Source organism: Longitalea luteola, assembly GCF_017356035.1.
Lineage (GTDB): Bacteria > Bacteroidota > Bacteroidia > Chitinophagales > Chitinophagaceae > Niastella > Niastella luteola.
Map to the genome: position 1 here is coordinate 1057151 of NZ_JAFIQX010000001.1, position 12740 is coordinate 1069890.

12 protein-coding genes are annotated in these 12740 nt (G+C 44.1%); 11 read left to right on the forward strand and 1 reads right to left on the reverse strand.

What is annotated here, in order from left to right; genetic code table 11:
* Positions 1 to 104: 104 nt before the first annotated feature.
* The 9 genes from JUB15_RS04005 to JUB15_RS04045 all read left to right on the forward strand — a co-directional run bounded on the left by JUB15_RS04005 (position 105) and on the right by JUB15_RS04045 (position 8844).
* Positions 105 to 1106: a sensor histidine kinase gene (locus tag JUB15_RS04005; protein WP_207511020.1), complete on the forward strand. Its 1002-nt coding sequence runs from the start codon at positions 105 to 107 to the stop codon at positions 1104 to 1106.
* Complete coding sequence (locus JUB15_RS04010) at positions 1103 to 1810, forward strand: LytR/AlgR family response regulator transcription factor (protein ID WP_207511021.1); 708 nt, start codon at positions 1103 to 1105, stop codon at positions 1808 to 1810. The genes JUB15_RS04005 and JUB15_RS04010 overlap by 4 nt, the downstream gene beginning before the upstream one ends.
* A 194-nt stretch (positions 1811 to 2004) precedes the next feature.
* A complete protein-coding gene (locus JUB15_RS04015; RefSeq protein ID WP_207511022.1) occupies positions 2005 to 2256 on the forward strand; it encodes a hypothetical protein in 252 nt (83 codons plus the stop codon).
* A 17-nt stretch (positions 2257 to 2273) separates the two neighbouring features.
* Complete coding sequence (locus tag JUB15_RS04020; RefSeq protein ID WP_207511023.1) at positions 2274 to 2477, forward strand: hypothetical protein; 204 nt, start codon at positions 2274 to 2276, stop codon at positions 2475 to 2477.
* A gap of 273 nt (positions 2478 to 2750) precedes the next feature.
* On the forward strand, positions 2751 to 2981 hold the full coding sequence (locus JUB15_RS04025) for a dodecin family protein (RefSeq protein ID WP_207511024.1): 231 nt from the start codon (positions 2751 to 2753) through the stop codon (positions 2979 to 2981).
* A 342-nt stretch (positions 2982 to 3323) separates the two neighbouring features.
* The gene (locus JUB15_RS04030; RefSeq protein ID WP_207511025.1) at positions 3324 to 4325 is read left to right on the forward strand and encodes a T9SS type A sorting domain-containing protein; all 1002 of its coding nucleotides are present in this window, start codon (positions 3324 to 3326) and stop codon (positions 4323 to 4325) included.
* 135 nt (positions 4326 to 4460) lie between these two features.
* Positions 4461 to 4937: a group II truncated hemoglobin gene (locus JUB15_RS04035; RefSeq protein ID WP_207511026.1), complete on the forward strand. Its 477-nt coding sequence runs from the start codon at positions 4461 to 4463 to the stop codon at positions 4935 to 4937.
* 253 nt (positions 4938 to 5190) lie between these two features.
* The gene (locus tag JUB15_RS04040; RefSeq protein WP_207511027.1) at positions 5191 to 5763 is read left to right on the forward strand and encodes a YfiR family protein; all 573 of its coding nucleotides are present in this window, start codon (positions 5191 to 5193) and stop codon (positions 5761 to 5763) included.
* Positions 5764 to 5772: 9 nt separating this feature from the next.
* Complete coding sequence (locus JUB15_RS04045; RefSeq protein ID WP_207511028.1) at positions 5773 to 8844, forward strand: response regulator; 3072 nt, start codon at positions 5773 to 5775, stop codon at positions 8842 to 8844.
* A 16-nt stretch (positions 8845 to 8860) separates the two neighbouring features.
* On the opposite strand, the gene JUB15_RS04050 is transcribed toward JUB15_RS04045, so the two are convergent.
* Positions 8861 to 9223 carry a helix-turn-helix domain-containing protein gene (locus JUB15_RS04050; protein WP_207511029.1) on the reverse strand — a complete coding sequence of 121 codons (363 nt, stop codon included), beginning with the start codon at positions 9221 to 9223 and terminating at the stop codon, positions 8861 to 8863.
* Positions 9224 to 9982: 759 nt separating this feature from the next.
* On the opposite strand from JUB15_RS04050, the gene JUB15_RS04055 reads away from it, so the two are divergent.
* Both JUB15_RS04055 and JUB15_RS04060 read left to right on the forward strand, forming a co-directional pair.
* A complete protein-coding gene (locus JUB15_RS04055; RefSeq protein ID WP_207511030.1) occupies positions 9983 to 12397 on the forward strand; it encodes a coiled-coil domain-containing protein in 2415 nt (804 codons plus the stop codon).
* A 22-nt stretch (positions 12398 to 12419) separates the two neighbouring features.
* On the forward strand, positions 12420 to 12740 hold a 321-nt coding region (locus JUB15_RS04060; protein ID WP_207511031.1), incomplete at its 3' end, for a hypothetical protein.

Sequence of the window (12740 nt, forward strand, 5' to 3'; positions counted from 1 at the left end):
AATCGAAAAATTGCTTCATCTGCTCATTTTCGCCTTTTGTCTACACATCCTTGGTTCCGGTTCGCCAATACTTTAATTTACCGGTCATTGGTATATTTGATGTAATGAAACCGGCATCAATTTCTTTTTCGTCGAAATGGATCCATGCGATCGCTTGGCCATTGCTGTTGGGCATACCCGGCATTTTGCTGTGGGACCAGCAGTTCTTTGGCTTGTCGGTTAGTTTTTATGTGATCACCACTTTGTATCATATCGCGCTGTTTTACTTTAATGCATTTTACCTGTACCCCAAACTGCTCAACAGAAAAACCTGGTGGTTGTATGTTATCTGTTTATTTGCAATAGTGGCTGTATCAGGGTTTGCCAAGGTATTCTTTTTACAGTTCGATCCTGATTTCCGGTTCACGCCAATGACCCAGCGGCTGGTGTTCTTTCCATTGATGCCTTTCCTGTTTGCCAGCATCATTTACCGGCTGGTGTATGACCGCATTCGGTTTGAAAGAATGGAAAAAGAAGCCCGGGCACAACGGCTGGATGCCGAGCTTAAATTATTGCGGTCGCAGGTAAGTCCGCATTTTTTATTCAATATGCTCACCAATATGGTATCGATGGCGCGGTTGAAGTCGACCCTGCTGGAACCTTCGTTGATAAGGCTGTCGGAGTTATTACGCTACATGTTGTACGAAAGTAATGAAGAGAAAATAGCCATCACCAAAGAAATAGAGCACATCGAAAACTATGTAGCCCTGCAGCAATTACGATTCGGGGAAGATGCTACCATCACCTTAACTATTCAAAATGATTATCCGGAAGGGATGATAGAACCGATGCTCCTGGTGCCGTTTATCGAAAACGCTTTTAAACACGGCATCGGTATGGTGAAGGAGCCGTTCATACAAATATCCCTTACCGTGAAAGCCCATATCCTGGATTTTTGTGTGGTGAATAATTATAACCCGGCCAATCAGTCGAAGGACAGGCATTCAGGTATTGGCCTGAATAATGTTCGGAACCGCCTGGAGCTATTATATGCCAACAATTACCAATTGAACATCACCAACGAGAACGGGTTATATACTGTTCATTTAAACTGTAAGCTGTTATGATGCGTTGTATTGCCGTAGATGATGAAAAATGGGTGCTCGACCTGCTGGTAGATAATATCAGCCGGGTGCCTTTTTTACAACTCGTGGGCCGCTGTAAAAACGCCCTGGAGGCCATAGCGCTTTTACATCGCGAGGAGGTGGATCTGATATTTCTCGATATTCAAATGCCCGGGCTCGACGGCATTCAATTCGTGCAATCGCTGCAACATCCGCCCATGATCATCTTTGTTACTGCTTATAAGGAATATGCGTGGGATGGCTTTGAGCTGGCTGCCGTGGATTATTTGTTGAAACCGGTATCCTTTGAACGTTTCTTAAAGGCCTGTAATAAGGCGCATGAGTTGTTCCGCCTGCAGCAAAAGCCGGCCGCCTCAAAAGAACTGCCTGACTCTTTTTTTGTATATGTAGAATACAACCAGGTAAAGATCACTATCACCGACATTGTATATATAGAAAGCATGAAAGATTATGTGAAGATCCATTTGACCTCGGTTACAAAACCTGTGATCACCAAAATGAGTTTGAAGGCGCTGGAAGATAAATTGCTGCCGTACCGCCTGGTGCGCATACACAAATCCTACATCATTGCTGCCAATAAAGTCACTGCGGTTAAACGCGATCTTATCTGTCTGGGCAATATCGAATTACCCCTGAGCGAAAGTTACAGGGCCGGGGTAGAAGCTGTGCTTCCCCTGAATAAATAAAGCAGCTCGTCTACTCATATTACTGATTCATCTACACTACCCGGGAATAGCTAACAGTCGCATTTAGCTTTGTGTCTGCAAACAGCCCTGGCGAAGGATGGATATTAAAAGACCTGAGCGCAGTCCGGTTCAACATATACATCTAAACGCAGTCAAACGGGGCGGAATTTATTATTCATTTAAAATCATTCGCTATGTTCCCATTATTCATTGTATTAAGAGTATTGTTCGTAGCCTGTATGGTCTTTATTATTGGTGCTATATTTGGCAATTTCTCCCAAAGAAGGACGCTGGCGATTTTCAGTAAGATCGCTGCCATCCTGGTTATTGTATTGTTCTTTGCCACTACCGGCCTGGGTATGCGCTTTGGTCGCTGGAACCCGGCAAATCATTATTATAATGAACGCTGTGAACGGTTACCGATTGATTCAACCCTGAATAAATGACAAGCTAAACCTGAGTTATGAAAGCATCTACCGAAAGAAAGCTCATCCGATGGCTGCATATTATGCTCAGCATTCCCATCCTAGGCTATATCTACGGACCCCTTGCTACAATGCCACGCCAGGCCATGGTAGTCAAATGGATCATTCTGCCGCTGGTTGTATTATCAGGTCTGTGGTTGTGGAAAGGTCATTTGCTTAGAAAGCGGTTGAGAAGGGGATAGGCCGCGGCGCTTCTTGCATGCCTGAAAAAAAGGCGTCACGCGATTGCGAGACGCCTCTATTCACCCGATACAACTCCACCTTATTACTTATAGAAAAATGCTGTAATTGGTGCTGTTCTTTAATACATTGTATGGCTGAAAAAATTATACCTCTCTTGTATCCCTTTTTCGCAGCAGGCATGTGGCATTATATTTTGAGCCAGTTATAATGTATGTCTGTAATAGCGGTGAGACATTGAGCACACCGATTTATTTCACCTATAAACAGTAAATATGCCTATAGTAAAAGTGATTGAAGTGATTGCCTCTTCAGAAAAAGGCATCGATGACGCCATTCAGAATGCACTGGCCGAAACTTCCCGGACGATCAAAAATATTGATTCCATTTTTGTAAAGGATATCAAGGTGCATGTTAAAGACAATCGCATAACCAGTTATGGATTGATCTGTAAAGTGTCATTCCGGATAGATGATCAGATCAGGGAACAACATTCCGCGCACTAATTTGGGCTAATTGGGGAAGCAACCGTTTTTGTTGGATTTTTACCCCATAACGGCTTATGCATTGCCTTTTAAAAAAGCGCGGTTTTCTGCCGTCTTTTTTCCAGATTATATAATAGTATCCTGTTTTGGGAAGATTCTCGGGCTGGAACTGGCAGGTAATTCTACCTACACGCTTTTATTTTGATCACTAAGGGTTTTTTCATTTCACTGTGTTTGAACCGGTTACAAACCGATTGACGAGCAGAAATGCCGCTATCAACATTTGGTTCATGCCGTGCCAGAAATCGGGTATGCCGTTGGAAATACTTACCACGAAATTATCAAACACAAAAAATTACCCTTATGAAACAGATCTACTCAATTATCGTTATCCTTTTCTTCGCTATTACAGTTCATGCACAAATAAGACCAGTGATCACTTTCATGGCCGCGTCGGGCGATTGGTCAAAAGCCAGTAACTGGGACCTGAACCGGATCCCGCAGAATAATGACACTATTATAATACCGGAAAATACAATAGCGGTATTTGACAAAGGAGATACCCTGGCAAATGTTTTTATAAAAATTGAAGGAGGGTTAACCCTCAAGAAAAAATTGAAGTTAAGCGCTTCATCGGTGATCGAGTTAACTACTACCGGAAAGGTGAATGCTTCAGGCACTAACCGGAGCGTTGAAGAGATCTATCTAGGAGGTGTGCCTAAATTCGATCAAAATGCAGCTCAATGGGTTTATGGCTCTGGCTTTGCCGCCAGTACTTCAGGTGTTTCGCCTAACGGTTTTAATTTAATGAGTATGCCTATTATAGCGTTACCGGTATTGTTTAACAGCTTCTACGCTACAAAAAGCAATAACAACGTAAACCTGAACTGGAGTACTGCTCAGGAAAATAATAACCAGCACTTCGAAATACAACGCAGCCTGGATGGGAACAACTGGTCGGTAATTGCCATCATGCTGGGGGCAGGTAATAGTGATGTGCTGAAGCAATACAGTTACACCGATAAAAATATGACATCCGCTGTTGCCTGGTATCGCATTCGCCAGGTAGACATTGACGGAAAGTACACTTATTCAACCGTAAAAACCATCCGCGCAGGCGAAGCAATGTCAGCTGCGAGGATCTATACAACCGGGAATGTGGTAAACATCGAGTTCAATAAAGAAATTAAGAACCTGGTAACCGTACGTATTATAAATATGAACGGACAGGTTATTGGTCAACGCAATAATCAACAGGCATCGTACCGGTTAACCATCCCTGTAGGCAACCAGATAAACGGTATGTATCTGGTGCAGCTGAATGACAACGCTGGCTACAGTGAAGTAAGAAAAGTGATCCTGTAATCAGGGAATGTTTCATAAGAGCAATGCAAATTTCCCCCGCCCATTGGGCGGGTTTTTTTTTCGGATAAGAGCATTTTGTAATATGGTTATCGGCATTATAAAACAAAGTAAATTAGTGGCTGTAAAGAAACATACATGAAGAATATTCCTACTTTATTCGAATGGGCAGGTGATCAGGAAACCTTCAACAGGCTGTTCAGTACTTTTTACGCCAAAGTGGTAAAGGATGAATTACTGGGCGACGTATTTAAAAATATGTCCCCGGAGCATGTTCAACACGTTGCTCATTTTGTAGCCGAAGTCTTTGGCGGCGAGAAATTATATACCAAAGAGGGCGGCAGTCATGCAAAAATGGTAGGGAAACATATTGGTAAAATGCTTACTGAGGAAAAGCGCCAGCGTTGGGTACAGTTGTTATTGCAAACTGCTGACGAAGTTGGACTAAAAAGCGATCCGGAATTCCGCTCCGCCTTTGTCGGCTATCTGGAATGGGGCACCCGCATAGCGGTTATTAATTCACAATTGACGGAAAACCCCGTGCAGCCATCGGAGCCCATGCCTGTCTGGGGCTGGGGTCAAACGGGTGGGCCTTATTTGCCGGAAGAGAAATAGTTATTGTTAAACAATAAGCCGGCAATGGATCTCTAACAACGAATATCCAAAATATTAATCACTTTCGACAGAAATGAACATCCTGTCATCTAAGTGCTTTCTTTTAACCTGCGGAAAGGTATTTATTTATTAATAAAATGATCTTCGTTCTGAATCAACTGTTTGCGCAATTAATTGTGTACTTTCAACGTAATTAGTTCAGCTGATCAAATCCAATTCCATTAATAAATACCGGGCGTACGCCGTATTGATTATGAAGATCCCTGCGAAAACCAATAAGCCTTACCGGCCGCCGGCCGGTAAAAAAGGAAAGTTCCCTGCCAGGGCTTTTGCTGTAGGCCTTTTTCTTCTATGTTCCTCTTTACAGGGATGGTCCCAAAGTAACTATACCGTTCATGCGAATATCATTTACCGGTTTACCAGGTACATTAACTGGCCCGAAAGTAAAAGGAGCGGTGAATTCGTAATTGGCATTGTTGGTGAATCTCCGCTGTATCAGGCGTTGAGATCATACACTTCCAATAAAACGGCTGCCGGCCAGCCGATCGTTGTTAGCAAAGTTCCCGCATCAGCAAACAATTATCACTGTCACATCTTGTTCATCTCAAATGAAGAAAGCCGCAATACAAAACGGATAGCTGCAGCTACAGCTGGCACACCTACTTTACTGGTTAGTGAATCCAGGGGAGGGGCTGGTAAAGGTACCTGCATCAATTTCATCGAAATAGATGATCGTCTTAAATTGGAGATCAATAAAAATAATATCAACCAGAGAGATCTGGAAATAGCGGTTGAATTATTAAGCCTGGGAACAGTTGTAAAATAGCCAAGTGGTATGAAGTTGAGTATTAAACAAAGAATAGCCATAAGTTTTTATTTTATGGGTTTTCTGTTTATTGCAAACGGCGCTATTACCATTTTTACCCTCCGGCAAAATCATAGACTGTCGCAGCATGTCTCGAACGTAGTGCTGCCTTCCATGGAAGGCATTGACAATTTAACCACGCTGTTGTTGAAGTCGAAAATGTACACCACCAACTGGGTGTTTTTGCGATCGAATGAAGATGATAAAAGACAGCTGCAAATAATTCACGATTCCGGTTATCATGTATTGAAGAACCGGATAACCAGGTGTACCACTCAATGGGGGCAAAAAAGAATAACAGACAGCCTGCAACAGGTATTTATCCGTTTTGAAAAGTTGCTGGAGACAGAGAAAAAGATCATGTCTTTCCTGCAAAAGTTTGAAGATTATAATGATCCGGTGGCGAGGCTGGAAGCAGAGCGGATCGTGGAAGATGAAGTATTACCACATTGCGCAGCTATGGAGAATACCCTGGAAGACATACATAATTATGGCTGGCGGTTATATGCTACCGCGAGCGACCATCTGGAAGCCACCAGGGTGAAGCTGCGGAACCTCATCATTGTATTGATACTGACGTTTATCGTGGGTGGTTTTCTCTTGTCGCTGTACCTGATCAAAAAGATCATTTCACCGATCAATCGTATACGGCACATTGTAAATGATATGGGCAAGGGCATCACCAGCAAACTGACCCATCATACTACCCGCGACGAAATCGGCGAAATGATGGTAGCGGTGAACAATCTGTCTGACAAGCTTCAGATCACCAGTTTGTTTGCCCATGAAATAGGAAAAAGGAATTTCGAGATGCCGTTTGAGCCGCTGGGGGAGGAAGATACCCTGGGCAAAGCGCTTATTGCCATGCGCGATAACCTGAAGACCAGCGAGCAGGAATTGCTGGCGGCAACGGATAATTTGCATAAAAAAGACCAGTTAATGCAGGCGGTAGCAGAAGCTACCCATGAGCTCATCAGCAACGATCAGTTGGAAGAGGCCATTGGAAAAACGATCCGGTCGCTGGGCAAAGGCATTGGTGTAGATGGCGTGAACATCTATAAGTTACGGCACAACGAAAAGGATGGCTTATTATATGCCGATTCGTTCATGCGCTGGATGAACAAAAGTGATAGGATCGAAACCAATTTGCCGGTATATTATAATTTCAATATTATGCCGCATGTGCTCAATGCCTTGCGGAACAATGAAATTTTCTACCGTTTCACCAGGGAGGTGCAGGATCCGGTATTAAAGCAGATCTTCCAGGAAAGGAACATCAATTCTGTGGCAGCCATTCCCATTTTTAAAATGCAAGAATTATGGGGATTTGTTTCCCTGAGCAATTGTTACGAGCGCATCTGGACGGAAACCGAGTTTTCGATCCTGAAATCTTTTGCAGTTACCCTGGGTACGGCCATCGAGCGAATACAAATGCAGCAACAATTGATCGTTGCCAGGGACAATGCAGAAGCCGCCAGTAAGGCAAAAAGCGATTTTATGGCCAATATGAGCCATGAGTTACGTACACCCATGAATGGCATCATTGGTTTTACCGACCTGGTGCTGACCACCGAGCTGCAGAAAGTACAGCGGGATTATTTAAAGAATGTAAGCAAGTCGGCCTATAACCTGCTCAATATTATTAATGATATCCTGGATTTTTCAAAGATCGAAGCGGGGAAATTGCTTTTAGATGAACTGCCCTTTAACCTGGCTGAGCTGGTGGAAGAAACGGTTGACATCATTTGCATAAAAGCGGAAGAAAAAGGCCTCGAACTGGTATGCTCCATTGATCCGGGATTACCATCCCAACTGGTGGGCGATCCCATCCGGATAAAACAAGTGCTTACCAATTTGATAGGCAATGCAGTTAAATTTACCGCCCATGGCGAAGTATTTATTAAAGTGCAACCGAACAAAATGTACAACTTCAACGGCAGCATGTATATGGACGTTGACATTTCAGTTAAAGATACCGGCATTGGCATACCCGGCGACAAGCTGCATGCCATATTTGATAGTTTTACGCAGGCTGATACTTCCACTACCCGCCGGTATGGCGGTACCGGGCTGGGACTGACCATTTCAAAAAAGCTGGTTGAATTAATGGGTGGCCGGCTGGTCGTAGAGAGTATTCCTGGTAAAGGCAGCAATTTTACCTGCAGCCTTGGATTGAAAGTGGCCAATGCCGCTCCGCCGATAACCTTTGATGCAAAACCTTTGCTGCGCGAAGTGCTGGTGGTGGATGATAATGAAACCAACTGTAAGCTCATGCGCAGTATCTTCGATTACCTGCACATACCCTGTAAGGTCTGTTACAGCGGTGAGGAAGCACTGGTACTGATCAGGCGGTCAATTGAGAATGATCAGCCTTTCGACCTGATCATTACCGACCACCAGATGCCGGTTATGGATGGTATTAGCCTCGTGAATGAAATAAAGCAATTACTGAAGGGGCATACCGAACCGTTTATTCTTATGCTCAGTTCGCTGGAGAAAACCCTGTACCAGGTGGAGGCCGAGAAGGCAGGAATTAACAAGTTCCTCTCGAAGCCGGTGAAGCTGCATGAGCTGAACAATTTACTCTCAGCCATATTTAATAAAGCGGTTGAAGGCGGTTATAAAGAAGCGGTGCCTGCCATTGAAAGGTTGTCGTCCATTACCCGCATACTGGTAGTGGAAGACGAGCCCATGAACATGTTGCTGATCTCTGAAGTATTGCGAAAAATGGGTGTGGAAGTTGTTAAAGCCAGCAATGGCAGGGAAGCTATTGAAATGTTGACAGCCCATACGCCCGCACTCATCTTTATGGATGTGAATATGCCGGTGATGGACGGTTTTGCCGCTACAGGGCTCATTCGCCAGTTGGCCGCACCCCATAGTCGCATACCCATTGTGGCATTGACCGCCGATGCCATGCAGGAAGATAAGGATCGATGCCTCGAATCAGGCATGAACGATTACATTTCCAAACCATTCAAGCTGGAAGAAATACACGAAGTCATCAAAAAATACTGTCCGGTACTGAAGAAGGTCAGTTAGTGCTTTATTGAGCTGCTTACTGGCTTACCACATCATTCTCACGGCCTTTTTTCCATTGAATGGGCGTTAATCCAAACTCTTTCTTAAAAGCCTTAATTAAAGCGCTTTTGTCTTTGAAGCCGGTATCCTGGGCTACAGATTTTAGCGGCTTGTCTTCCAGCAGTAACACTTTTACTCTATTCCACAGGAAATTACTGCGGTATCTGAAAGCGCCTTTATTAAATAAATGCTTGAAGCCTGCCTTTAGTTTTTTTTCTGGTAAGTCAACCATTTCGGCAAGCACGGGGATGGTATAATGTTGCTCTAACTTTTCAGTGATCAGCTGGGCAGCATTACGCACTTTCTGCAAATCCTTCAGGGATAAATGAACTTGATACATGGAAAAGGTTTAATTAATTCTTTAATCAGCTTCATAAGGTACAACTGATAAAGGCAGGTTTTTACGGCATGACCGGGTTGACGGTTTTGGCGTTTTCCTGCATAATGAATTTACCAAATATGGTATTGTCACCGTTATGAAATCAGAAATATATTTTGGAACAGCTTCGTGACTAACGCCGGGCATACGTATTCGCACCTAAGCATGTATGTACGATTTCTAATTGATTTATAATGTAATGGGTTGTTAAGATACTTTGATGGCGCGGCTAAGGAAGCGCACCTTTATTCAATAGTAAAATATTTTTTGTTGCCTTTTGGCGGTTGCGGCCAGCCGTTTGCGCAGAATTTATCGTCCTGGCAAATATTTTTTTAAAGTTTTTTTTTGAAAAGAGACGATTGCCGGGCAACCTATAACCGTGTTGCTTTGGACAATAAGTGTGCAGTTTTTGGCAATAGACGCGTAAGATGGGGTAAAATCCTATATGCCAACCCTCTTCACGTGAACATCATAAACCTTTCGAACTATTTTTTTATATCCTTTTTTATCTACTTTTACGTCCTTGGATAGACGCAGTGAGTACGAAAACTAATTCCACATTAAGTGTTCCTCTTCTTTAATCCAGTATCCCTTCGAAGTACTGTACGTTTACTGTTACACACACAAAAAAAATTAAAGATTTTCAGTATGACATATTGATCAGATGCTTGTAAAAGCGTCTCGGGAAATTATTTACCTAATCCTTTAAACCTAACCGGCATGGTACAGCGTTACCTATGTTGCAGATCCTTATTGCGCTATAGCGGCCTGATCCTGGTCTTACAGGTATGCGCTGTTGCCGTATATGGTCAACCGCCGGTTAAAGCTGATTATAAAAAGATCAGGCGTGATACTTTTCCTACGATAAAAGATACACTACCTGCTATACAAGACACCCTTGCTGCTATAAAAGATACTGCTTTCAGCCGTACAAAGCAGTTTGTTCAAACGCAAAAACAACATTTCCTTAAACAGTTACATAATGTAAAGCCGTATAGCCTGCCTGCCGCGAAAAGAGATTCGCTGAAAGCGCAATTGAGATCAAAAGGCAAACAGGCACTGGGTCAAATAACCGGTATAAAAGAGTCGGTCAAAAAAGAACTGACTGTTGATGTCAATAATCCTTTTCACGGTCTGTTTATTACCAGACCTGCGTTTCAGGTCAACGGTGGACTGGTCGGTTATACTGCCAATTTCCGGGCGATCATCGATACGCCCTATGCAGAAAACAATATTCTGCAACATAACATTACCGGCCGGCTCGATGTAAGCGTTGCGGGCATTTTTCCCGTACAGGTAAATTACTGGTTGCGGAAAAGCAATTCCCAATTCTTCCGCGATATCTATGATGCGCAGCTAACTTTTAACGGCGCTGCCTTCCAGGAGAAATTAAAAGCTGGAATTCGCGAACGGATGTTGGCCCTGGCGCCTGCTATCAAGGATCCGCGGCTGGAAAAACAGTTTGCATTAAAAAAGGACGAGCTCACCAACCTGGATAAACGCTTAAAAAGCAGGTTCACGCCGCAAAAGCTCATTGAAGCCAATGAGACCCTGAAAGTGCCCAAACTCACCTGGGATGGCAGCCTTCCTGATAGCGTTAATGTACAAAAAGAAGACTCCCTGAAAAGAACGGCTGCGCAATTCCTGGAGCAATATGCCAATACCAAAAAGCAATACGATCAGCTGCAGGCGCAGGTTGATTCATTAAAGGGAAAATACGAGGCGTACCTGGCCAAAGTAAACCAGTACCGCCAGCTGATCAATGGCAACTGGAAGGAGTTACGATCGGCCCGCGCCTGGAAGAGCAAACTGCAGGAATATGGAATGGAAGACCTGAATCTCCCATCCAGATACCGGTGGCTGTTGGGCGTGCGCAATTTCAGTTTGGGCCGCAGTCCGGTGAACTACAGTGAACTCACCGCCAAAAACGTCAGTGTGAACGGGATCAATTTTGAATACAACAGCTGGTATTACCTGGCCCTTACCGCAGGTATGGTCAATTACCGGTTCCGCGATTTTGTAGTAGGTAATGCCAATAGAAAACCCCAGTACATGGGGATGATAAGAGCGGGGCTGGGCCGGCTGGAAAAAAATTACTTTATCCTGTCCGCTTTCCAGGGACAGAAACAATTGTTTGCCTCCGGCGCTAATGTTAATTCAACAATTAAAATAACCGGCTTTAGCGCAGAAAGCCGCTGGTCGATCAACCGTACTTCCTATTTGACCGCCGAAGTAGCCAAATCGCTAACGCCTGATTACCGCAATAATCCACCACAGCAGCGCGATAAGTTCACCCTTTCCAATAAAAATAACCAGGCGGTAGCTTTTCGTTTGTATACGGCCATACCGGCTACCCGCTCAAAGTTCGAAGCCTTTTATAAACAAACCGGCGCCAACTATCAATCCTTCAGCAGTTATACGACCAACGCAGCTATGGAAAGCTGGTATATCAAGGCCGACCAGTACCTGTTTAAAACAAAACTGCGTATCGCCGCCTCTTTACGCCAGAATGAATTTTTGAATCCTTTTATTGTACAGGATTATAAAAACAATACAGTCTTTAAAAGCCTTACGGCCACAGTGCGCATACCTAAATGGCCGGTGTTGACCATCGGTTATCAGCCATTATCGCAATACACGAAAGTAGATGACCAGGTGATCGAGAACCGCTTTCAAACATTCAATGCCACCCTGTATCATTTGTACGGGGTGAAGCAATTAAAAATGGCCACCACGGTTATGGTAAACAGGTTTTATAATAAAAATACCGATACGGGTTTCCTGTATTACAATGCCACCAACACCTACTTTACGCAGACCTTCTACTTTAATGCCTTTACAGCCAATGCAGGGATCTCCTATACAAAAAACGGCGATTACACGCTGCAGGTAATGGACGGCGGTATTCAACCCACTATTCCGCGCTTTGGCACTATTGGCATAGGCATCAAGATCAATAATCTAAACCATGAGCAGATCAAAGCCGGCGGTTATTTGTCGGCCAACATGCGCATTGGTAAACAGGATATGTTATTTGTTTCTTACGAACATGGGTACCTGCCGGGTAACAAATACCGGCTGGTGCGTAATGAAATGGGAACGGTTCAATTTATAAAGACCTTTAATTTCAAATAGTATGCAGCGAAAACTATTGCTTATGGTGTGCTTATTGATGGGGTGGTGCCTGCAGGCACAAGTGGTAATTACCTTGCAATTACCGCCATTGGGGCTCACGATCAAACCGCAGTTATGGAATATGTCGCTGATCAATACGAGCGGCGGCTCCATGACCACGCAGTTGCAAATGGTGATGACCGATGCCGGCACCGGGCAAACGGTGTTAACAGCGACCACACCTTTGATCCAACTGCAGCCCGGGGCCCAGGCACTTACTGCCAGTAATGTAGGGCCGCTTACCTATACGGCAGGCGCCGGATATGCGGTAGACGCGAATCCCAATGGATTTTTACCGGTAGGT

Bases quoted from the DNA above. Each gene is read 5' to 3' on its own strand.
- JUB15_RS04005 (WP_207511020.1), top strand. From the start codon at position 105: ATGAAACCGGCATCAATTTCTTTTTCGTCGAAATGGATCCATGCGATC.
- JUB15_RS04010 (WP_207511021.1), top strand. From the start codon at position 1,103: ATGATGCGTTGTATTGCCGTAGATGATGAAAAATGGGTGCTCGACCTG.
- JUB15_RS04015 (WP_207511022.1), top strand. From the start codon at position 2,005: ATGTTCCCATTATTCATTGTATTAAGAGTATTGTTCGTAGCCTGTATG.
- JUB15_RS04020 (WP_207511023.1), top strand. From the start codon at position 2,274: ATGAAAGCATCTACCGAAAGAAAGCTCATCCGATGGCTGCATATTATG.
- JUB15_RS04025 (WP_207511024.1), top strand. From the start codon at position 2,751: ATGCCTATAGTAAAAGTGATTGAAGTGATTGCCTCTTCAGAAAAAGGC.
- JUB15_RS04030 (WP_207511025.1), top strand. From the start codon at position 3,324: ATGAAACAGATCTACTCAATTATCGTTATCCTTTTCTTCGCTATTACA.
- JUB15_RS04035 (WP_207511026.1), top strand. From the start codon at position 4,461: ATGAAGAATATTCCTACTTTATTCGAATGGGCAGGTGATCAGGAAACC.
- JUB15_RS04040 (WP_207511027.1), top strand. From the start codon at position 5,191: ATGAAGATCCCTGCGAAAACCAATAAGCCTTACCGGCCGCCGGCCGGT.
- JUB15_RS04045 (WP_207511028.1), top strand. From the start codon at position 5,773: ATGAAGTTGAGTATTAAACAAAGAATAGCCATAAGTTTTTATTTTATG.
- JUB15_RS04050 (WP_207511029.1), bottom strand. From the start codon at position 9,223: ATGTATCAAGTTCATTTATCCCTGAAGGATTTGCAGAAAGTGCGTAAT.
- JUB15_RS04055 (WP_207511030.1), top strand. From the start codon at position 9,983: ATGGTACAGCGTTACCTATGTTGCAGATCCTTATTGCGCTATAGCGGC.